At 67.2% G+C, this 20,565-nt stretch carries 23 protein-coding genes; 9 read left to right on the forward strand and 14 right to left on the reverse strand.

Going from position 1 to position 20,565, the window contains the following annotated elements; all coding sequences use genetic code 11:
• Positions 1–55: 55 nt before the first annotated feature.
• From ACK4MH_RS13105 to ACK4MH_RS13115, 3 genes are all read left to right on the forward strand, one after another.
• Positions 56–1,699: a peptidase domain-containing ABC transporter gene (locus ACK4MH_RS13105; RefSeq protein ID WP_409719182.1), complete on the forward strand. Its 1,644-nt coding sequence runs from the start codon at positions 56–58 to the stop codon at positions 1,697–1,699.
• A gap of 103 nt (positions 1,700–1,802) precedes the next feature.
• The gene (locus ACK4MH_RS13110; RefSeq protein WP_409719087.1) at positions 1,803–2,051 is read left to right on the forward strand and encodes a hypothetical protein; all 249 of its coding nucleotides are present in this window, start codon (positions 1,803–1,805) and stop codon (positions 2,049–2,051) included.
• A gap of 65 nt (positions 2,052–2,116) precedes the next feature.
• Complete coding sequence (locus tag ACK4MH_RS13115; RefSeq protein WP_409719089.1) at positions 2,117–3,364, forward strand: radical SAM protein; 1,248 nt, start codon at positions 2,117–2,119, stop codon at positions 3,362–3,364.
• 14 nt (positions 3,365–3,378) lie between these two features.
• On the opposite strand, the gene ACK4MH_RS13120 is transcribed toward ACK4MH_RS13115, so the two are convergent.
• The 4 genes from ACK4MH_RS13120 to ACK4MH_RS13135 all read right to left on the reverse strand — a co-directional run bounded on the left by ACK4MH_RS13120 (position 3,379) and on the right by ACK4MH_RS13135 (position 5,210).
• A complete protein-coding gene (locus tag ACK4MH_RS13120; RefSeq protein ID WP_409719091.1) occupies positions 3,379–3,684 on the reverse strand; it encodes a hypothetical protein in 306 nt (101 codons plus the stop codon).
• Between the two features lie 130 nt (positions 3,685–3,814).
• Positions 3,815–4,156, reverse strand: coding sequence for a hypothetical protein (locus ACK4MH_RS13125; protein WP_409719093.1), 342 nt, complete (start codon positions 4,154–4,156; stop codon positions 3,815–3,817).
• Positions 4,157–4,178: 22 nt separating this feature from the next.
• Positions 4,179–4,820, reverse strand: a complete 642-nt coding sequence (locus ACK4MH_RS13130) for a helix-turn-helix domain-containing protein (protein ID WP_409719095.1) — start codon at positions 4,818–4,820, stop codon at positions 4,179–4,181.
• Positions 4,821–4,823: 3 nt separating this feature from the next.
• Positions 4,824–5,210 (reverse strand): helix-turn-helix domain-containing protein, encoded by a 387-nt coding sequence (locus ACK4MH_RS13135; RefSeq protein WP_409719097.1) that lies wholly within the window; start codon positions 5,208–5,210, stop codon positions 4,824–4,826.
• A gap of 102 nt (positions 5,211–5,312) precedes the next feature.
• Here ACK4MH_RS13135 and ACK4MH_RS13140 point away from each other — a divergent pair, with 102 nt between their 5' ends.
• Positions 5,313–5,624, forward strand: a complete 312-nt coding sequence (locus ACK4MH_RS13140; RefSeq protein WP_409719099.1) for a hypothetical protein — start codon at positions 5,313–5,315, stop codon at positions 5,622–5,624.
• Positions 5,625–5,866: 242 nt separating this feature from the next.
• Here the strand turns inward: ACK4MH_RS13140 and ACK4MH_RS13145 are convergent, their stop codons facing one another.
• From ACK4MH_RS13145 to ACK4MH_RS13165, 5 genes are all read right to left on the reverse strand, one after another.
• On the reverse strand, positions 5,867–6,331 hold the full coding sequence (locus ACK4MH_RS13145) for a hypothetical protein (protein ID WP_409719101.1): 465 nt from the start codon (positions 6,329–6,331) through the stop codon (positions 5,867–5,869).
• Between the two features lie 93 nt (positions 6,332–6,424).
• On the reverse strand, positions 6,425–7,189 hold the full coding sequence (gene pdeM, locus ACK4MH_RS13150; protein WP_409719103.1) for a ligase-associated DNA damage response endonuclease PdeM: 765 nt from the start codon (positions 7,187–7,189) through the stop codon (positions 6,425–6,427).
• The gene (locus ACK4MH_RS13155; protein WP_409719106.1) at positions 7,186–9,696 is read right to left on the reverse strand and encodes a ligase-associated DNA damage response DEXH box helicase; all 2,511 of its coding nucleotides are present in this window, start codon (positions 9,694–9,696) and stop codon (positions 7,186–7,188) included. The genes pdeM and ACK4MH_RS13155 overlap by 4 nt, the downstream gene beginning before the upstream one ends.
• On the reverse strand, positions 9,684–10,100 hold the full coding sequence (locus ACK4MH_RS13160) for a type II toxin-antitoxin system VapC family toxin (protein ID WP_409719108.1): 417 nt from the start codon (positions 10,098–10,100) through the stop codon (positions 9,684–9,686). Before ACK4MH_RS13160 ends, ACK4MH_RS13155 begins: the two co-directional genes overlap by 13 nt.
• Positions 10,100–10,387 carry a type II toxin-antitoxin system Phd/YefM family antitoxin gene (locus tag ACK4MH_RS13165; RefSeq protein ID WP_409719110.1) on the reverse strand — a complete coding sequence of 96 codons (288 nt, stop codon included), beginning with the start codon at positions 10,385–10,387 and terminating at the stop codon, positions 10,100–10,102. The genes ACK4MH_RS13160 and ACK4MH_RS13165 overlap by 1 nt, the downstream gene beginning before the upstream one ends.
• Positions 10,388–10,459: 72 nt before the next feature.
• On the opposite strand from ACK4MH_RS13165, the gene ACK4MH_RS13170 reads away from it, so the two are divergent.
• The 5 genes from ACK4MH_RS13170 to hisC are packed head-to-tail and all read left to right on the forward strand — an operon-like array spanning position 10,460 to position 16,665.
• Positions 10,460–13,315 (forward strand): ATP-dependent DNA helicase, encoded by a 2,856-nt coding sequence (locus ACK4MH_RS13170; protein ID WP_409719112.1) that lies wholly within the window; start codon positions 10,460–10,462, stop codon positions 13,313–13,315.
• A 1-nt stretch (position 13,316) separates the two neighbouring features.
• A complete protein-coding gene (gene ybaK / locus ACK4MH_RS13175; RefSeq protein ID WP_409719114.1) occupies positions 13,317–13,790 on the forward strand; it encodes a Cys-tRNA(Pro) deacylase in 474 nt (157 codons plus the stop codon).
• A gap of 33 nt (positions 13,791–13,823) precedes the next feature.
• A complete protein-coding gene (locus ACK4MH_RS13180; protein WP_409719116.1) occupies positions 13,824–14,876 on the forward strand; it encodes a DUF2125 domain-containing protein in 1,053 nt (350 codons plus the stop codon).
• Positions 14,876–15,562: a hypothetical protein gene (locus ACK4MH_RS13185; RefSeq protein ID WP_409719118.1), complete on the forward strand. Its 687-nt coding sequence runs from the start codon at positions 14,876–14,878 to the stop codon at positions 15,560–15,562. The genes ACK4MH_RS13180 and ACK4MH_RS13185 overlap by 1 nt, the downstream gene beginning before the upstream one ends.
• A gap of 14 nt (positions 15,563–15,576) precedes the next feature.
• Entirely contained in the window at positions 15,577–16,665 is a 1,089-nt protein-coding gene (hisC, locus tag ACK4MH_RS13190) for a histidinol-phosphate transaminase (RefSeq protein ID WP_409719120.1), read from the forward strand.
• A 45-nt stretch (positions 16,666–16,710) separates the two neighbouring features.
• On the opposite strand, the gene ACK4MH_RS13195 is transcribed toward hisC, so the two are convergent.
• From ACK4MH_RS13195 to ACK4MH_RS13215, 5 genes are read right to left on the reverse strand one after another with little or no spacing between them, the layout of a single operon-like run.
• Positions 16,711–17,496 carry a MipA/OmpV family protein gene (locus ACK4MH_RS13195; protein ID WP_409719122.1) on the reverse strand — a complete coding sequence of 262 codons (786 nt, stop codon included), beginning with the start codon at positions 17,494–17,496 and terminating at the stop codon, positions 16,711–16,713.
• 50 nt (positions 17,497–17,546) lie between these two features.
• Complete coding sequence (locus tag ACK4MH_RS13200) at positions 17,547–18,260, reverse strand: lysophospholipid acyltransferase family protein (RefSeq protein ID WP_409719124.1); 714 nt, start codon at positions 18,258–18,260, stop codon at positions 17,547–17,549.
• Positions 18,260–18,919: a YdcF family protein gene (locus ACK4MH_RS13205; protein WP_409719126.1), complete on the reverse strand. Its 660-nt coding sequence runs from the start codon at positions 18,917–18,919 to the stop codon at positions 18,260–18,262. The genes ACK4MH_RS13200 and ACK4MH_RS13205 overlap by 1 nt, the downstream gene beginning before the upstream one ends.
• Complete coding sequence (locus ACK4MH_RS13210; protein ID WP_409719128.1) at positions 18,916–19,824, reverse strand: cell division protein FtsX; 909 nt, start codon at positions 19,822–19,824, stop codon at positions 18,916–18,918. The genes ACK4MH_RS13205 and ACK4MH_RS13210 overlap by 4 nt, the downstream gene beginning before the upstream one ends.
• Positions 19,821–20,531: a cell division ATP-binding protein FtsE gene (locus ACK4MH_RS13215; protein ID WP_409719130.1), complete on the reverse strand. Its 711-nt coding sequence runs from the start codon at positions 20,529–20,531 to the stop codon at positions 19,821–19,823. The genes ACK4MH_RS13210 and ACK4MH_RS13215 overlap by 4 nt, the downstream gene beginning before the upstream one ends.
• Positions 20,532–20,565 lie beyond the last annotated feature (34 nt).

Below are 20,565 nucleotides of genomic sequence, written 5' to 3' on the forward strand. Positions count from 1 at the left end.
CTCGGATCGGCAGGCGATACGCGTGTCGGACCTCTGGTCTCGACTCAGCGGCCTTTTGGGCGCGGGCGGCCAGCTTTTGGTCTTGTCCGGAATCCTGCAACTCCTCGTCTTTGTCGCCCCCTTCCAGCTTCAACTGGTCATCGACGGGGCTCTCGCGCAAAGTGACGCCTCGCTCCTGACCCTGATCGCGGGAGCCTTCGTTGGCGTGGCTCTGATGACCGCGACCATCGAGGCGATGCGCGGCTGGACCTTATCCGTCCTCATTAACTCGATGAGCTACCAGGTGCTGGGCAACATCGTCCGCCACCTGCTTCGGCTTCCGCCGTCCTTCTTCGATAAGCGCCATGTCGGGGACGTGATGTCGCGGCTCTCCTCCGCCGCGTCCGTGCAGGAGACCCTCGCGCGCGGTCTCCTGTCGAGCGGCATCGACGGGGTGATGAGTGTCGTCGCGCTCGCCATCATGTTCCTCTATGCCCCGGTTCTGGCCTGGATCGTGGTTGGCGCGACCCTGTTCACCGCCGCCACGGCGGCAATCCTCTATGGGCCGATGCGCCGCGCCTCCGAGGCTCGGCTGGCGGAGGTCGCGCGCGAGCAGACCTATCTGATGGAGACTGTTCGGGCCGCCGCCGTCATTCGGCTTATGGGGCGCGAGGCGGAGCGGGAAGGCGGATGGCGCAATCTATTCGCTCGCGCCACCAATAGCAGCATCAGGCTCGGCCGGTTCACTGTCATCCTCCAGTTCTCCCAATCTCTTCTCGGCGCCCTGCAACTCGTTGCGGTGCTCTATTTCGGAGCCAATCTGGTCCTCGACGGAGAAGGGTTCACCATCGGGATGCTGACGGCCTTTCTGGCCTATCGGCAGATGTTCACGGACCGATCAAACGCCCTGATCGGAACTTTCATCTCCTTCCGCATGGTCAAGCTTCACCTTGAGCGCTTGTCCGACATTTCTCATGCCGCCCCCGAGGAGGACCGGGGTGGTGCGGACGATTTTGTAGGTGAAGGCGACATCGTGCTCGATCAGGTCACCTTCGCCTACGACGCTTCAGGTCGTCAGATCGTCGCCTCTACGTCCCTGACCATTCGCAAGGGCGAACTCGTGGTCATCACGGGCGCCTCGGGCGGAGGAAAGACCACTTTGATGAAGCTGATGATGGGGCTGCTTCAGCCGACGTCCGGCGCGCTGCGTCTCGCTGGGCGTCAGGCTACGCCGCCCATCTGGCGTCGCTGGCGCGAGCGAGCGGGGTTTGTATCACAGGACGATCGGCTCCTTTCCGGCTCTCTGGCCGACAACATCTCCTTCTTTGATCCGGATCTGGACATGTCGCGTGTAAAGGTCGCCGCAGCCTCCGCCTGCGTTCATGACGATATAGCGGCTATGCCGATGCAATATCTCACCCTTGTCGGGGACATGGGCTCTTCCCTATCGGGCGGCCAAAAGCAGCGGGTGCTCCTTGCGCGCGCCCTCTATCGCCAACCTTCTGTTCTGTTTCTGGACGAGGGCACCGCGAACCTGGACGAACAGACTGAAGGGCGGATCGTGGATCTGGTCTGCAAACTGCCGATGACCCGTATCGCGGTCGCCCACAGGCCGGCCCTTATCGCGCGCGCCGACCGCGTCTTCGAGATGAATCAGGGCACGCTCACAGAGAGGCTTCGACCGCCCGTCGACAAGGCGGCGCAGGTCGAGGCGGCATGATGTCGGAATCAGTAAAAAGCAAAACGGATTTCCGTAATACGCCGACCAAAAACCGATGAAGCATGACCCAGCGCAATAAGGCGCGAGAATGTGGAGATCGAGAATGAGCAAGAATCTGACGGCCGATCTGGAAGCCCAGTACGGCGCCGCCTCCGAAGTCCAGAACGGCGTCGTCATGCGCCTGCTGACCAACGAAGAAATCGATTTCGTCTCCGGCGCCGGCGAGCACGCCATGGGCTTCGGCTCGAGCTATGCCCAGAGCGGTGAGGGCTCCTTCGCCCAAGGCATGTTCTCGAGCTATGCTCAGAAGCACGAGGCCGTGAAAGAAGAACAGGCTGAAGTCGCGGCCTAGCCGGATCGGCGTCGCCGCCGACCGGCGGCGGCGCCGTACCATTCAGTTGTACGATGGGAAACTCCATGACGCGTTGGGCGGAGCGGAAGCTGAAGGTTCGCCGCCTTCAGGTCATCTTCAAGGTCGTGGAGCGATGCAATCTCGCCTGCTCCTACTGCTATTATTTTTTCGGGGGCGACCAAAGCTACAAAGATCGCCCGGCGAGAGCCTCTTTGGGCATCTCCGAGCAGCTGGAGCAGTTCCTTAGGGCTGGGATCGTCGCGCTCGACATTGACGAAGTCGATGTCGTCTTTCATGGCGGCGAACCGATGCTGCAACGGGTGGCCGACTTCGATCAGATGTGCGCGCGCTTCAAGGGTATGGCGACGCCGACTTGCCGGATCAATCTCGCGATCCAGACCAATGGCACCCGGTTTTCCCCGGAATGGAATGCGGTCTTGCTTCGCAACAAGGTGGCGATCGGGGTCAGCGTCGATGGGCCGCCGGCGATCAATGACCCGAACCGTCCCTTCCACAATGGAAAAGGATCGACCGCTACGATCGAACGCGGTCTGACCCAGCTTCGCGACGCCGACACAGAGTTTTTCCGAGCGCGGGTCGGCAGTCTCACCGTCCTGGACGCCGCTCAGGACTATCGGCAAATCATCGACTATTTCGCGGAAGTGCTGGGCATCGGAACCCAAGGCTATCTGCTGCCGGATTGCAGCCATGACGACGGAATTCCGGACGGAAGGACTGCGGAGGATTATGGCCGCGCGCTTTGCGCGATCTTCGACGCATGGGTTTCGCGAGGCGACATCTATGTCAGGGAAGTAGCCACCCTTTTGCGCCGATTCCAGAAGGCCTATGTTTCGGAAGCGGGGCGGGCGGCCATGGCGCGGCTCAGAGCCGACGAGATACACGTCATCGGCAACCATGTCCTCGTGGTCCATTCAAACGGTGATCTGAAGGTCGACGACAGTTACATTCCTGCTGCGGCCTGGCAGCAGGCGGCTCCGGTGGCTAATTTGTCGTCAACGTCTCTTGAAGCCTATCTTCGAGATCCGTGTTTCGACGAGCTTTATACCGCCCTGCAGACGCCGCCGGACGCCTGCTCGGGTTGTCGTTGGTTGGCCATCTGCGGCGGCGGCGATATCGAGAACCGCTGGTCATCGGAAGGGCGCTTTAACAATCCCTCGGTGTTCTGCGACGGGCTGAAGATGTTCTATGACCGCGTCGTTCGCTATCTCATCGAAAACGGCTATCCCGCTGAGGACATTTCCAAGCGGCTGACCGGGCAATACGACCCCTTCGTCGCCGGCTACGCCGCCTAGATGCGGCGCCGGGGTTAGGAGCGAGCATCCAAACCCTGCAATCGCATGGCCTCGGCGGGAGCGACAGCGAGCAGGCCGAGCAAGGCCAGACCAAGGATCCATCGAACAAGCACATTGGTCCGCAAGAGAAGGTCGGGCTCAACAAATCCGACAAAGTGGGTCAGCACGGTCACGAACTGGATTGCGGCCGCGCCGATCAACCACCACCGGTCGAAGCGGACGGCGAGGCCCATCAGAAGGCTGAATCCAATGGCATCGACCGCAGCCACGCCGACGCGCCAATCTGCAATCTCTAGCGGTGTCGCGATTTGGGTGGCCACGAAGGCGGCCAGAACCACCCCTGCGGCGATGCGTTCCGGGCGAAGGCCCCGGCAGGTGCACCAAAGGAGGCTGGCGAAGGCCAGCCCCCAATAGATCCAAGTGGCGGAAGAGGCGCTCAGCGACAGATCCTCAAGCCACTGCCGTCAGGCGAGCGCTCGGGCGAATGGTTTGATCACCCTCTGGTTTCGCCTCGGGCCCTGCCAGCCGCCAGTCGATGCGCATGCGCTCTGCATCCCCCTTCATCTGGTGGTGAGCGGCGATCACGGCCGCCCTGGCGGCGCCCACGGTATTCATGGCGGTCAGGATGTTCTCCAAGGCGTCTTGGCCGATCACCGCCGAGATCCTGTTATCCATCCGCCCAACGGTCATGCTGGATACGAGAAGGGCGGCTTCGGACAGAGCCGTATCGAGAGCGTGTTCGGTGGCGTAGAGGCGGCGGGCCAGTTCCTGGCCAAAGGCGGCGCGAGACATGTGGTAGCTCCGTTTTATGAGGCTACTGGAGGAGCGTATGGACCGAGACAAGGACGGCCAGGATCACCACCAGCAGCAAGGCTGTGATGAGGGTCAGGCCGATCCGAGGCACGAGGCCGCGGGGTGGAATTCTGGAGATCTTGAAGAGGCCCGACTGTGGGCCAAGGCGCCCAAGGCGAGTATCTCCCTCAGCAGATCGAGCGGCGGAAGCGCCGACGCCGAAATGCGGGTCGCCTGCATCATGTGTAGGACGGCCGCCCGGTGGGGCGCTGTATTGGACGCCTCCTCCAGGAGCGACTGGAGATCCTCCCATCTCCATTGGGGAAGCGTCTCGGGAATTCTGATCTGCGGCATCGGCGGTTCCTTTCGGCTCCTCCGATGTCACGTCGCCCGCATCAATGACGATCCGGGAAAAACCCCCTCCATACCCAGTATGGAGATGGCCGGCCTGTCGGATCAACTGAACGGCCGCACGACTGCTGGTAACGCCAAGCTTCCGTCTTGCCTGCGCAAGATGGGACTCTACCGTGGCGGTCGCCAATCCCAGACGATCGGCGATCTGAGAAGCCTGAAGATGATCGGCGACGCCCTCAAGACAGCGACGTTCTTGGCGAGTGAGGCGGTTAAGCCGTTCGTTGATATGGGAGGCGGGGACAACGCTCACAGGTCACTTCGCCCGGTTGTATCCCGCCCGGGGGGCGGCCTTTGAGGACAGGGCCTGGCGAAAGGTCAGGGCCACGTCCAGGAGGATACGCAGCTTTTCTGGCGGGAGTTCGCTGGCTGCAGAATAAAGCGCCTGGAGATCGGACGGCGCGTCCACCCTCTCTCCTGAGGGCACCAACGCGGCCAACTCACATCCGAGCGCTGAAGAGATCTTCGCCAACACGGCGGCGGACACGCGATTGGTTCCAGACTCATACTTCTGAACTTGCTGATATGTCACGTCTATGCGGCCGGCGAGTTCTGCCTGACTCCACCCGAGCCCCATGCGACGCGCCTTTATCGCCGCCCCTATTTGGACGTCGAGTTCGTCAGCTTTCTTGAGTCGTGGCATCGCTCGGTGAGTCTCAATCGGGCGTGGTCGGGATTCCAGTAGACCTTGTGTGGAGGAATTCTCGGTCGCCGTCTCCTAGCCAGGAGAAAAGATGTCTCTCATGTGGCCGGCATGCGTCAGCACGAGCGCGGGGATGTTTCCAAGAGTGGAAAACTCGCCGGTGCATTTCGAAAGACAGGCGCCGTCCAACCGCTGAAGGTCGATGTCCTGTGCAACCGAGGTGAAGTGGGTAAAGCCGTGAAGAATACGCATGACATGAAGGCGGCGCGACTCGTTGAGCGTCTACTGACGCCGCGAGAGCTGGACTTCGTCGCCGGTGGCTCCGGCTCGGCCGACTATATCGAAATGATCATTCGAGACTGGCCCCCAGTAAACTATCACCAGCAGATTTCGCCGTCCGAAGACGGAATCTGATCGGAAGCAAGTTGTGAGCAGGCTCGCAGAGTGGGACGGCGCCGACAGGTTTCCGCCGCGTTCCGGTAAACCGAGCGCGCGGCATTGCCGGAGGAGATTGATTCAGCGCCCGCCGCTGATGACGGCGAGGATCATCGTCAATACGGAGGATGGGCGCGACCTGCCCGACCTCAAGGCCTCATGCGCCGGTTCATTGAGCCGGTGGAGGCCGACAGAGGAACGCCGCTGGAGTGGGTGGCGCCTTAGGGGCGCTGGACGGCGTTCACGGTGGACGGGCCGGTCGAGGCGCGGCGGCGGCGTAGGCGGCGGTCCAGGCGGTCGATCTCGGTCAGGGTCAGGTCGGGATGGCGGCGGAACGACTGGCGAAGTTGCTCGATACGGCCGGGCGCCCAGGCGGCCGTGACGCCTGCGGCGCCGGCCAGGAAGTCGATGATGGAGACGCTGCGTCCGGTCAGGGCTTGCAGCAGTTCGACGCCGAAGGCGGCGGCGATGACATAGAGGGCCAGGTCGTCGCGGCGCTGGCTGGGCGCGATCAGGAACAGGCCGCTGGCCAGGCCATAGAAGGCGATCACATGCGCGGCCTTGTCGTTCAGGCCGAAGACCTGCTCCAGCCCCTGGAACGGTCCCAGCATCAGGACGGCCATGCCTAGGGCCGCCATGGCGAAGCCGAGGCGGCCGGCCATGACGATGCGGCGGGGCGTGAGCATGAGGCGGGGTCCGTGATCCTTGATCCGCCGTCATCCTGCATCGCCGTCCGCCAAGATGCGGTGAAGCGACGTGCTGAACGGTTTACGAACGACCTATCGCAGCACGTCCCAGGCCAGGGCGTGGACCCGGTCTCGTCCCAGGGCGGCGGCCAGGGGCGGGGCGGCGAACAGATCGGCGATGGCGGGATCGCGCACGTTCAATCCGCCGGTGAAGGCGCCGAAGGCCGGAAGGATGATGCGCGATCCGTCCGTGACGAAACACGGCCGCCGCACGCCGCGTCCATAGGCGGCGACGCGCGCGGCGGGATGCAGGTGGCCCGCGACCTCGCCGCGCCGGTCGTCGTCGGCCGTGAGCGGTTCCGGCTCATGCGTCAAGCGAAGGGCGCCCAGGGCGATATCGCCGACGATGCGGCCGGGCAGGCGGGCCGCCGCGTCCGCATCGCGCGCCATGCTGTGGTTCAGGGCCTCGCGGTCATGATTGCCCTCCAGCCACAGCCAGTCGCGCCCCGCCGCCAGCCGGTCCAGCCTCGTGCGGTCTTCAGGGGCCATACGGGGGATCGCCTTCGTGTCATGGAAACTGTCGCCCAACAGCACGACCATGGCCGGTGCCAGATCGTCGATCTCGGCCTCAAGCTTGTCCAGCGTCGCACGGCTGTCATAGGGCGGCAGCAACTGTCCGCGCACGGCGAAGGCGGACCCCTTTTCCAGGTGCAGATCCGCGACGATCAGGGCGCTGTGGGCCGGAACCCACATGGCCCCGGAACAGCGCAGCACGCAGGCCTCGCCCGCGATCCGCACGCTCAACGACCCGCAGGTCTTGCGGGCGGGTGAAAGGGTCTGGCGCAAGGTGGCGTTCATGCGGCCTCGCCGGGTTCGGCGTCGTCCATGACCTCTGCGATCAGCAGGTCGGCGCTCTCGTCCAGGATCATCTCGGCGGCGTCCCCGCCCACCCGCTCGCGCCCGATCTGGACCAGAACCGGCACGCAGAAGGGCGAGGGCCGCGTCAGGGGCTGATGCCGGATCCGGCCCTCGATCCGCGCCAGCATCTGGCCCAGCCGCGCCACGTCCAGCAGGCCCGAGGCGGCGTCGGCGCGGGCGGTCTTGAGCAGCAGATGGTCGGGTTGGTGGCGGCGCAGCACGTCGTAGATCAGGTCGGTGGAAAAGGTCACCTGGCGGCCGGTCTTCTCGGCGCCCGGCTGGCGGCGTTCGATCAAGCCCGAGATCAGGGCGCAATTGCGGAAGGACCGCTTCATCATGAAGCTTTCCTCCAGCCAGGCCTCCAGATCGTCGCCCAGCATGTCGGACTGGAACAGGGCGTCCAGATCGATCCCGTCCATCGGCTTGATCGACCAGATGGCCAGCGAATAGTCGGTGACGACGAAGCCCAGAGGCCCGACGCCCATCCGGTCCAGCCGCCGCGTCAGCAGCATGCACAGGGTGGTGTGGGCCAGATTGCCTTCGAACGGATAGGCGACCAGGAAATGCCGGCTGCCGCGCGGAAAGGTCTCGACCAGCATGGATTCCGCATTGGGAATGACCGAACGGGTCTCCTGAAGCTCCAGCCATTCCTGCACGTCGGGCGGCAGGACGCGCCAGTGGTCGCGGTCGTGGATCATCGTCCGCACCCGGTCGGCCAGCGACGTCGACAGCGGGAACTTCGACCCGCCCCAGGACGGGATCTTGGGGTCCTTGTCGTTGGCGTGGGTGACCAGGGCGTCGGTGCCGGTGATGCCCTGGAACGCCCAGACCTGGCCGGCGAACAGGAAGGTGTCGCCGGGCGTCAGCTGTTCGAAATACCACTCTTCGGCCTCGCCGACCTTGCGGCCGCCGATCAGCTGGCGCGACGCCCCGCCCCGTCGGCTGGCCACCCGCACGTTCAGCGTCCCGGCCGAGACGATGGCGCCGACATTCATCCGGTGCCGCTGGGCGATGTCCTTGGTGCGAGCCTTCCAGCGGCCGTCGGGAGTGCGGACAATGCGGGCGAAGCGGTCATAGGTGCGCAGCGCGTATCCGCCGGTGGCGACGAAATCGACCACCTCCTCGAACTGCTCCCAGGTCAGGGCGCGATAGGGGCCGCAGCCGGTGATCTCATCATACAGGGCCTGCATGTCGAAGGCTTCGGAACAGGCCACCCCCATCACGTGCTGGGCCAGGGTGTCCAAGGTGCCGATATGGATCGGCTCCCAGTCGAAGGCGTTGTCGGCCACCGCCTCGCGCGCCGCCTGGCATTCCAGCATCTCGAACCGGCTGGCGGGGACCAGTAGGGCGCGCGACGGCTCGTCCAGCCGGTGATTGGCGCGGCCGATCCGCTGGACCAGCCGGCTGGAGCCCTTGGGCGCCGCCATCTGGATCACCAGGTCCACGTCGCCCCAGTCGATGCCCAGGTCCAGGGTCGAGGTGCAGACCACGGCCCGCAGATCGCCCCGCGCCATCGCCGCCTCGATCTTGCGCCTCTGTTCGGCCGCCAGGGAGCCGTGGTGCAGGCCGATGGGCAGGTTGTCGTCGTTGACGGCCCACAGCTGCTGAAAGACGAACTCGGACTGCCATCGGGTGTTGACGAAAATCAGGGCCAGGGTCGCGCGCTGAATGGCGGCGTAGACTTCGGGGATGGCGTGGCGGCCGGTGTGGCCCGCCCAGGGGACCTTGCCTTCGGAGATCAGGACGTCGATCACGGCCGGGGCGCCGGGGTCGCCCTTGACGAGGACGACTCCTTCTCCCGCAAGGGGAGAAGGAAGTCGGGGCGCCAGCCACCCCCGGATCAGGTCCGGATCTTCGATGGTCGCGCTCAGCCCCACCCGGCGCATCGCCGGTGAAAAACTCTGCAGCCGCGCCAGGCCCAAGGCCAGCAGGTCGCCCCGCTTGCCGCTCCAGATGGCGTGGACTTCGTCCAGAACGACGCATTTCAGATCGGCGAAATAGGACCGCGCGCCCTCCCAGGCGCAGAACAGGGCCAGCTGTTCCGGCGTGGTCAGCAGGATGTCGGGGGGAAAGTCGCGCTGACGCTGGCGCTTGGATTGCTTCGTGTCGCCGGTCCGCGTCTCGACGTGGATGTTCAGCCCGATCTCCCGGATCGGCGTCATCAGATTGCGTTCGACGTCGGTGGTCAGGGCCTTCAGCGGCGATAGATAAAGGGTATGCACCCCCGCCCCCGGCCCGGTTGCCGGCCTGGGTCCACGCTCCGCCAGTTCGATCAGGCTGGGCAGAAACCCCGCCAGCGTCTTGCCCCCGCCGGTCGGCGCGACCAGCAGCGCATGCCCGCCCGCTTCACCCGCCGCGATCATCTCCAACTGATGCCGCCGAGGCGACCAGCCGCGCGACGCGAACCAGTCGGCGAACAGAGGCGGAAGGGTCGTCACACGCTCCACGGCGACAGCAGACGACAGCCGCTGTGTTCGAAGTGGCGAAGATTTCGGGTCACCACCGTCAGGCCGTGGACGTGAGCCGTCGCCGCGATCAACTCGTCCGTCATTTCCGACGGGCGACCCAAGGTGCGAGCAGTTTCAGCCAAAGACGCCCAACGCTCGGTGACCTCCAGATCGACCGGCAGGATGCGGGAGTTATATCTCAGGATGAGATCCGTCAGCCAGTAATCCAGATCGTCACGCCGCCGTCCCGGCTCCAATCGCACGATGCCGCGTCGCAGTTCGCCCACGGTGATGACGCTGAGATGTAGGTCCGAGAGCAATTGGTCGGCCAGCCATGCCATCACCCCCGCATCGGGACGCGCGCGCTTGGGTTCGCTGATGACGTTGGTATCGAGCAGGAACATCAGAAGGGGTCGATTTCCCTCGCCGGTCGGCGGTCGCGTTCCAGATCGACACCTTCCAGAGACGGGCCGTTCAGCAGCCAGTCCTTGAAGTCGCGCGACGCACGCGGATCTTTCAGGCGTCTGAAATCCTCGGCCGAGATGACGACGGCGGCAGCCTCGCCATGCAGAGAAATCTCCTGCGGGCCTTCGGTGCGAGATTTTCGGATGACCTCGGAGAAGTTGTCCTTGGCCTTCGCCACGCTCCAGTTCATCGCTGCATCTCCGGTCTGGCTATCGTTTATGGCCATACTCTCGGTCAGCGCTTCGGTCAATGAAATGTTCCCGTTCCGTTTCAGCCCCGAGGTCGCTATCTATCGGTCGTGTCCGACGAATCCGTCATCGCTGAAACCCGCCTGACCGGCGCCGAGCCGTGGGCGGCTCTGCCGCCGGCGCTCGCCACGCCGCCGGGCGCGGGGGCGGTGTGCGACGAGGCGGGTGTGAGGAAGATCGGGCGCGGCGCGGCCGAGGGGTTCTTCAGCGCCGGGCCGGTCATGGTGGCCCATGCCTCGCTGACGGCGCGGCGGCTGGGGCTGACGCCGCCGCCGAGGTCGCTCGAGTTGATGGATGTGCTGGAGCTTTACGCTTTCGTGCGGCCGGCGCGGTTCTGTGCGCCGTCGCCGACGGGGCTGGCCCTGTCGCTGGGGTTCGCCGAGCCCAAGTCGGCCGAGGAACAGGCGGCGGCCCTGCGCGAGGCGGCGGGGCTGTTGCTGCGCGAACTGGCCGAGCCGGCCTATCCCGAGCGCGAGACCGCCTATGTTCTGGCCCTGACGATGCAGCGCGCCGGCTGGGCCTGGGGCGAGCGGGTGGTGCAGGCGCTGGAGGCGGGCGGGGTGCGGGCGCGCCAGCATCGCGGGTCGGGCCTGGACGTCTGGTCGCGCCTGACCGAATGGGAGGACGAGGCGCCGCGCGGCGAGGCGGGGTCGGCCCCTGTCGACAGCGAGAGCGCGCGCATCCGGCTGGAGAAGCTGCTTCAGGCCTCGGGCCTGGACGAGACGCGGCCGACCCAATCGGACTACGCCGCCGAGGCCGCCTTCGCCTTTTCACCCCGCAACGAGGAGGGGCGGCCTCGCGTGCTCTTGGCCGAGGCCGGGACCGGCACGGGCAAGACCCTGGGCTATTTGGCGCCCGCCTCGTTGTGGGCCGAGCGGAACCAGGGGGCGGCCTGGATCTCGACCTATACCCGCGCCCTGCAACGCCAGATCGACCGCGAGAGCCATTCGCTGTGGCCCGATCCGGCCGAGCGCAAGAAGAAGGCGGTGATCCGCAAGGGACGCGAGAACTATCTGTGCGTCCTGAATCTGCAGGACATGGTCCAGGCGGCCCAGCTGGGGAACGGCGACCTGATCGGCCTGGCCCTGGCCGGGCGCTGGGCCCTGCATACGCGCGACGGAGACATGACCGGCGGGGACTTCCCCGGCTGGCTGCCTGGCCTGTTCGCCATGCCGGCGGCCCATGCGGCGGGGGCGGCCAATCTGGTGGATCGGCGGGGCGAATGCGTCCACGCCGCCTGTCCCCACTACCGCAGCTGTTTCGTCGAGAAGACCATTCGCGCCAGCCGCCGCGCGGACCTAGTCATCGCCAACCACGCCCTGGTCCTGACCCAGGCGGCGTTCGACGGCGCCCGGTCGGCGCGCGGGCAGAAACAGGACGGCGAGACGGCGGCCCTGAAGCGCATTGTCTTCGACGAGGGCCACCATCTGTTCGACGCCGCCGACAGCGCCTTTTCCGCCTGTCTGTCGGGCCAGGAGGCGGCCGAGCTGCGCCGCTGGATCCGGGGGCCGGAGGGGCGGGGGCGTCGCGGGCGAGGGCTGGAACAGCGGCTGGGCGACATGGTCGGGGACAATCAGGCCGCGCTGAAGGCGCTTCAGGACGCCATCCGCGCCTCGGCTGCGCTTCCGGGCGAGGGCGTGTCCGGCCGCGTCGCGCCTGCGTCTGGCGAGGTGAACCCCATCGGCCCGATCGAGGCGTTTCTCGCCGCCGCGCTGGATCAACTGCGCGCCCGCACGGCCGAGACCAACACATACGGCGGCCCCGAGTTCGGCATGGAATGCGCGCTGAAGCCTGTGACCGATCCGGTCGCCGAGACCGCCCGCGCGGCGGCCCAGGCCCTGGCCGCCCTTGAGGCGCCGCTGCTGGCCCTGTCGCGGCATCTGGAAGACATCCTCGACGACGAGGCGGCCGAGCTGGATGGCTCGCAACGGTCCCGCATCGAAGGGGCCTTGCGCGGGCTGGACCGGCGCGCGCGCATGACCCTGCCGGGATGGCGCTCCATGCTGGCGGCCCTAGAGGACGGCGGAGACCAGCCCGATCCCGACTTCGTCGACTGGCTGTCGGCCGAGACGGCCTTCGGCCGCATCCACGACGTGGCCCTGCGTCGCCACTGGATCGATCCGACCGTGCCGCTGGAGGCCGCCGTGATCGTGCCGTCGCACGGGGTGCTGGTAACCTCGGCGACCCTGTCCGATCCGATGCAGGAGGATCCGTTCGACCTGGCGCGGATGCGCACCGGATCGGCCCGTCTGATCGATCCGCCGCGCACCCTGAAGGTCGAAAGCCCGTTCGACTATGCGGCCAACAGCCGGGTCATCGTCGTCAACGACTTGGTCAAGGACGATCCGCGCCAGACGGCGGCGGCGATGCGCGAGCTGTTCCTGGCCGCCGGGGGCGGGGGGCTGGGCCTGTTCACCGCCATCCGTCGGTTGAAGGCGGTCTATGAGCGGCTGGGGCCGGATCTGGCGAGGTCGGGCGTGCCTCTGTATGCCCAGCACGTCGATCCGCTGGAGGTCGGGGCGCTGGTGGACATGTTCCGGGTCGAGGAGAACTCGTGCCTGCTAGGCACCGACGCCGTGCGCGACGGGGTGGATGTGCCGGGTCGCAGCTTGCGCGTTCTGGCCTTCGACCGGGTGCCCTGGCCGCGCCCGGACCTGCTGCACAAGGCGAGGCGCGAACGGCTGGGGGGCAAGGGATACGATGACGCCCTGGCCCGCGCCCGCATCGCCCAGGCCTTCGGTCGGCTGATCCGGCGCGGCGACGACAAGGGGGTCTTCCTGATGCTGGACGCCGCCACCCCGACACGCCTATTCGCCAGCTTGCCGCCGGGAACCGAGGTCCAGCGCATGGGCCTGGCCGATGCTGTGGAACTGACCCGCAGCTTCCTGAACCCCGAGACGGCCTGAGATGTCGAAGACCACGCCCGCGACGGTCGCCCTGACCAAGGCCGGCGTCGCCTTCGACCTGTTTCCCTATGACTACGATCCCGATGCGCCGCGCGTCGGATTGCAGGCCGCCGAGGCCCTGGGGATGGCGCCCGAGCAGGTGTTCAAGACCCTGATGGTGCTGGTCGACGGCGCGCCCGCCTGCGTCATCGTGCCGTCCGACTGCGAGGTCAGCATGAAGAAGCTGGCGGCGTTGCTGGGCGGAAAATCGGCCCAGATGATGAAGCCCGCCGACGCCGAACGGCTGACCGGCTACAAGGTCGGCGGGGTCAGTCCCTTCGGCCAGAAGAAGACCGTGCCGACCGCAATGGACGAGACGGCCATCCTGTTCGATCAGGTGCTGATCAATGGGGGCCAACGCGGGCTGTTGCTGGGCGTCGCGCCGGACGAGGCGCTGCGAGCGACCGACGGCTTGCTGGCCGACCTCACCGCCTAGAACGGCTTGAAATGGCGCGCTATAGGATCGCGCATGACCGACACCACCAAGCGACCCAGCCGCAAGGGCCTCTATGCGCCCTTCATCCTCGTGCTGATCGCCCTGGCGGCCTGGACCGGCTGGTGGGTCTTTCTGACGCGCCAGATCGACACGCGGCTGGAGGCCCAGGTCCAGACCCTGCGTCACGACGGCTGGGACGTGCGGTTCGCGGGCAAGACGATCACCGGCTGGCCCTTCCGCGCCCGTGTCGGCCTGACCCAGCTGGTAGTCGAGACGCCGTCGGGTCACGCCATCAATGCGGCCGAACTGAACGCCGAGGCCAACGCCTATCAGCCGACCAAATGGGTGGTGGTGGCGCCGCAGGGGCTGATGCTGACCCGCGCCGGCAAGGGCGAGGTGGCGGTCAAGGGCGACGCCATCCGCATGAGCGCCAGCGGCATCGACCAGCGCTGGCCCAATCTGGCGCTGGAGATGATCAATCCGGTCTTCACGACCCAGACCGGCGCCGAACCCTTCCCCATCGCCCGCGCCGCGCGGATCGAGCTGTACGCCCGACCGCATTTGGAAGGCTCGACCACGCCGACCGACGACGTTGATGTCATGTTCCGCCTGGTGGACGGGCAGGGGCGCGCCAACGGTCCGGTCGAAGGCTTCGCCCAGGACGGCCGCCTGACCACCCAGCTTGAGGCCGTGATCGGCCAGGCCAGCCTGTTGAAGACGGGCGGCGACGCGGCCGGGGTCTTCTCGGCCTGGACGAAGGCGGGCGGGACGTTCCGCAATGTGCGCGGCGACCTGCAGGCGGGCGACAGCCGCGCGACCCTCAGCAGCGACGTGTTGCGCGCCGATGCGAACGGACGGCTGACAGGCCAGGTCGAACTGCAGGCGCAGAAACCTCTGCCCGCGCTGGCCGGCCTGATGGCGACGCGGCAGGGGCCGGTCAACCGGATCGGCGCGGCCGGAGCCGCCGCTGCGGCGGGCGCGGCCGAAGCGACGGGCCAGGAGCAACTGCCCCTGACGCTGGTGTTCCGCGACGGCCGCACTTGGCTCGGCCCCTTCCCCCTGGCGCCGGCGCCCAAGCTGTTCTGATGGCCCTGCTGGACGAACCCGAGACGAACGAGGCCTTGCTGGCGCTGGACCGCGCCCTGGTCGAGGCGGTGCGCGCGCGGGTCGCGGCCGGGCCGCGCGACCGGGCCGACGCCTCGGCCATCGCCCTGCGTCAGTTGCTGAATGCCGCGTCGCCCGCCGAGGCCTCGGCGGTCAAGGCGGTGTGGGGCCGTGTCGAGGTCGCGACCGGCCAGGCCCTGGTCGTCTGCGGCGGCCTGGCCCAGGCTCTGGCGGTCGATCGCTACGGCCTGGGATCGCGCCCCATGTCGGCGGACGATGCGTTGAAGGCGGTCGAGGCCGGCGCGCGCGCCGTGATCGATCTGACGCCCGACCGACCGTGGTGGGGGCGGCTGCTGGCCCGGCCCGAGCTGAAGATCGTCGCCGCCCTGCCGGATGATCGACGCGGCCGGCCCCAGGCCTTTGTGGTGTCCAGGGAAACCTCCGGCCCGACCGGCGACGACCGCAGCTTCTGGGTCACCGACAGCGGCTGGTCCGAGACCAAGATCGTAGATGCCCTGGGCGAGGCCGGACTGGTCGCCGATCCTCTGGCGGCGGCGGGCGGCTTGAAGCTGTTCGTGCTGACGGGCTATGTGCAGGCCGAGGACGGGCGGCTGAAGACCGCGCCCGGCCGCCTGAACGGCGTCATCGGCGCCGCCCCCATCTTCTGAGATCAAGGCTTTCCATGACCGACGCGCCCGCCCCCAAGCCCGGTATTCTCGACATCGCCCCCTATGTCGGCGGCAAGTCGTCCATCGCCGGCGTCGCCGAGCCGATGAAGCTGTCCTCGAACGAGAACATGCTGGGCGCTGGCGAGAAGGCGCGCGCCGCCTATGAGGCCGCGATCAAGAACATCCACATCTATCCCGACGGCCGCGCGACCAAGCTGCGCGATGCGGCGGCCGAGATCCACGGGCTGGAGCCCGAACGGCTGATCTTCGGCAACGGCTCGGACGAGGTCTTCGCCCTGCTGAACCAGACCTATCTGACGGCCGGCGACAACATCGTCTGCGGCCAGTACGGCTTCCTCGCCTATCGGATCAGCGCCCTGGGCTGCGAGGCCCAGGTCAAGCTGGCGCCCGAGCCGAACTTCAAGGCCGAGGTCGACGCCCTGCTGGCTCAGGTCGATGACCGGACCAAGATCATCTATGTCTCCAACCCGTCGAACCCGACCGGCAGCTACAATACCGGCGAGGAAATCCGCCGCCTGCACGCCGCGCTTCCCGCCCACATCATCCTGGTCGTGGACGAGGCCTATGCGGAATATGTGACCGAGGCCGACTGGGAGACCGCCTTCCCGCTAGCCCGTGACGCCCAGAACATCGTCGTCACCCGCACCTTCTCCAAGATCCACGGCTTGGGCGGTTTGCGCATCGGCTTCGGCTATGCGCCGCTGAAGGTGGCCGAGGCCATCGACCGCATCCGCCTGCCGTTCAACGTCTCCGTACCGGGCGTCGAGGCCGCGACCGCCGCCCTGTTCGACGAGGCGCACCAGACGGCGTCACGCGAACTGGTGTCGAACTGGAAGCCGCGTCTGACCCAGGCCCTGCGGGGCTTCGGCCTGGAGGTGCTGCCCAGCGCCGGCAACTTCGTGCTGGTGATGTTCGACGGACCCGAACGCGCCGCCGCCGCCAACGAATACCTCAACACCAAGGGCATCATCGTGCGCCCGGTCGGCGGCTACGGCCTGCCCCAGGCCCTGCGCATCACCATCGGCACCGAAGACCAGAACCGCGCCGTGATCGATGCGCTCAGCGAGTTCGCGGCGACCTGATCGAAGCAAGGGACGGCGGCCGCATCCACGGCCGCCGTTCTGTAATCAGCCGCCGAAGCGGCGGGCGAAGAAGACGCCCGTGCGGATCGTGTCGTCTTCCTGGGACAGGGGGCTGTCGGCGACGTCGCCCAAACGGCGTTCGTAGTTGACCAGAGCGCCAGCGCCCCATTTGTCGCCGATCGGAACCAGCAGCACCAGACTGGCGCCCGCGCCTTGCAGGCCGCTGCCCGGCGAATAGGCGTCGATGCCGTTGCGCGCGGCCTCGGCGGTGCTGACGCCGTAGTAGGCGTCGGCAAGCTTGGCGTCGCCGCCGCGGGCATAGACCGAGGCATTGAGCAGACCGACCGGCGTGACGCGTTGATGGCCGACCGAGGCGTAGTATTCGGTGCCTTCGCTGACGTCGGTCACGTCGCGGCTGACCCGGCCGCCGACCACGATGTTGCCGGGCAGGCGCTTGTAGGCATAGGCGGCGAGATCGGCGCCGAAGTCGGGACGATCCAGGTCCAGGCCCTCGATGTCGTCAGGCGAGAAGCGCGGGCGCAGTTGCAGGCCGGCGCGGAAGTCGTCGGTCTTGATCGCGTTCCAGCCCAGGCCGTCGATGGCGTTCACATAGACGACGTCGCGATAGTTGGCCGACACCCACGGCACGACCGTGGTCTGGGACCCCGTGTCGCCGCCGCTGTCCTTGCTGTAGAGGGCGCCGACGCCGAGATCGACGGTCCAGCCCTGGGGCGCAGGACGAAGCTGCTCATAGGGTTGCGACTGGGCGAAGGCGGAGCCGGCGAAGGCGCAGGCAGCGGCGGTCGTCAGAGCGAAGGTACGCAGAAACATACGGGGAGGTTTCCTAAAAAGACGAAATCGGAAGCCCTCATACGCCCCAGCTAGGCCTTTGGCTCCAACAGGGCCAACGAAGCCGTCTCGATGCGACTTTCCAGCAACGCCATCATCGCCCCGCGTTTCAGCCCGGCCGGGATCGGCTCCAGGAATTCGAACATGACCTGGCCCGGATAGCGGCGGAAGCCGTGCGCCGGCCAATGGACGCCGGAGTTGGTGGCGACGGGCCAGCAGGGGCCTTCCAGATCGCGATAGATGGCGGCGACGCCGGGCTTGTAGTCGCCGGGCACGCCCGGATCGTTGCGGGTGCCCTCGGGGAAGATGACGATCTGGCGGCCTTCGGCCAGGCGATCGTGCGCCTGACGGGTCATGTCCTTCAGCGCCTTGGCGTGACCGGCGCGGTCCACGGCGATCATCTTGGCCTTCCAGGCGAACCAGCCGAAGAAGGGCAGGGGCATCAGCTCCTTCTTCATGATGAAACAGGCGTCGGGCAGCACGGCCAGCAGGGCCACGATGTCCAGCATCCCCTGGTGTTTCGACGCGATCAGGGCCGCGCCGGACGGGGCGTGCTCCAGCCCGCGCACCTCGACCTTGACCCCGGCGATCCAGCGCAGGCCGAACAGGACGATTTTCGCCCACAGCTTGCACACACCCTGAACATAGCGGTGCGGCGCCAGGAGGATGGGCGACAGGCCGATGGCGATGATCGGCATCGACAGATAGAGCCAGGCGGTGAAGAGCAGGGAACGCAGAGTGTTCACTAAGGCGCGGCCTTTTCGTCAGGAGACGTGTCGGTTGAGGGCGTCACGGCGTCGCCTTCCGTGTCGGCGGGCCGGTCGCGGGTGATGCGACGCACGCCCTCGCGGCCCAGGACGGCGAGATATTTCATATACTCCAGCGTCATGCGCCGCGCCGTCACCGCCGCTCGCCACCAGCGGACATTGTCCAGCGACGGGGTGGAGATGGCGTAGGGCGTCAGTTTCACGCCCGGCAGCTGGCCCCGGATTTCGACCAGCGACCGCGGCATATGATAGTCGGAGGTGACCACGATCAGGCTGCGATAGCCCTTGGCGCGGGTCCAGGCGGCGATCTCCTGGGCGTTGCCGACGGTGTCCTCGGCCTCGAAGCCCAGATCGACGCAGCAGTTGAACAGACGGCTGGAGCCGGGCGTCAGCTCACGCAGCTCCTGGCGGCGGACCTCGCGGTTGACGCCCGAGATCAGCACCCGCTCGCCCTTGCCCTGTTCCAGCAGGCGGATGGCGGTGTTGACCCGTTCGGACGACGGACCGGTCAGGGCGACGATGGCGTCGGCGCGTGCGGGATCGTCGGCGGGCGTCAGCTCGCGCACCCGATGGGCGAAGGCGAACAGGCCGACCAGCCAGATCAGAGCCGCGATGGCGATGACGCTCAACAATCTCATGCGTCTCCTCCATCCTTGCCCGAAGCCAGCACTCGCATGGCGGCGAATCTCGCGGCGAGAACCGCAACCGTAGCCGCGAGCAGCGGGCATGGCGAGAGCAGCGCAAGGTCGCTCCAGGTGATCGGCAACGCCGCCGACAGCCCGTCCGATCCCCCCAGGAACCTCAGGAAAGCCAGCAGGATCGCCGCCAGCCCGGCGCCGATCGCGCCCGCGCCCGCCGCCATCAGGCCGAATCGCCGCTGGAACAGCCAGGCGATGGCCCTGTCCGTCGCCCCGTTCAGGCTCAGCGTTTCTATGACGCCCTGCCCGGCCGCCAGACCCGCGCGGGTCGCATAGGCGATGGCGGCGGCGGCGGCGAAGGCGATGGCCAGGAAGGCGGCGCCGGCCAGCGTCGTGATCAGGGCGGCGGATCGCTCGACCTCGCCGCGCCACAGACTGTGGTCGTCCACCGTCGCGTCCAGCCCGGCCTCGGCCAGGGCGCGGCTGAGTGTGACGGCGCTGGCCGGCGCCTGGGCGTTCAGCCTGACGGTCACCAGATGGGGCAGGGGCAGGTCGGGCAGGACGGCGTCGCCCAGCCAGGGCCGCAGCAGATCCTCGGCCGCCTTGCGGCTCAGGGCGGCGGCCTCCTCGACCCCGTCCACCCCCGACAGGGTTTCGGCCGCGCGGGCGGCGGCGGTGTCGCCGGTCTCGCCGACGCTGGGGCGGACCTGCACCGTCGCCTCGGCGCCCAACTGTCTGGCCCAGCCGTGCGCGGCGCGATCCGCAGCCGATGCGGCGACGGCGGCTAAACAGGCCAGGAAACACAGGACCGCGATGACGGTCATCAGCCAGGGCTCGCCGGCCGCGGCGGGCGGCAACAGGCCGGGGCGGCGGCTGGACAGGCTGAAATCTGACAGGCGGATCATGCGGCGGCCCGCGACGGTTCGCTCAGACGCCCGGCGTCCAGACGCAGGACGCGCGCGCCCGACCTCTGGGCCAGGGCCTCGTCATGGCTGGCGATCAGGACGGTGGCCCCCAGTTTGTTCAGCGACTGGAACAGCCGCAGCAGCTTGTCAGCCATGACGGCGTCCACGCTGCCCGTCGGTTCGTCCGCCACGATCAGGCCGGGCCGGGTGATGACGGCGCGGGCGATGGCCAGCCGCTGTTTCTCGCCGCCGGACAAGGCCGGGGGACGGGCGTCCATGCGACGGCCCAGCCCGACCCATTTCAGCATCTCTTGCACATCGGCGGCATAGTCTGCCTCGGATCCGCCCGCCAGGCGCAGGGGCAGGGCGACATTGTCGAAGGCGGACAGGTGATCCAGCAGGCGAAAGTCCTGGAACACCACCCCCATGCGCCGTCGAAAGGCGGGGATGTCGCGGCGGTCGATGCGCGTGACATCCGATCCAAACAGGCGGATGCTGCCCGTTCGGGGTCGGTCCGCCAGCGTCAGCAGGCGCAGCAGCGAAGACTTTCCAGCCCCGGACGGCCCGGTAAGGAAGTGGAAAGAGCCACGCGGCAGAATGAGGTTAATGTCGCTCAGCACGTCGGGCGCGCCTGCATAGCCGAAACCCACCCCCGACAGGCGGGCGGTCTCGGACACGGGAGCGGAATCGGCGGGCGAGGACGGCATGGTATGTGTTTCAGGAACAGGGCGCGGCGTCGCG

It is taken from the genome of Brevundimonas sp., assembly GCF_046295075.1.
Classification (GTDB): domain Bacteria; phylum Pseudomonadota; class Alphaproteobacteria; order Caulobacterales; family Caulobacteraceae; genus Brevundimonas.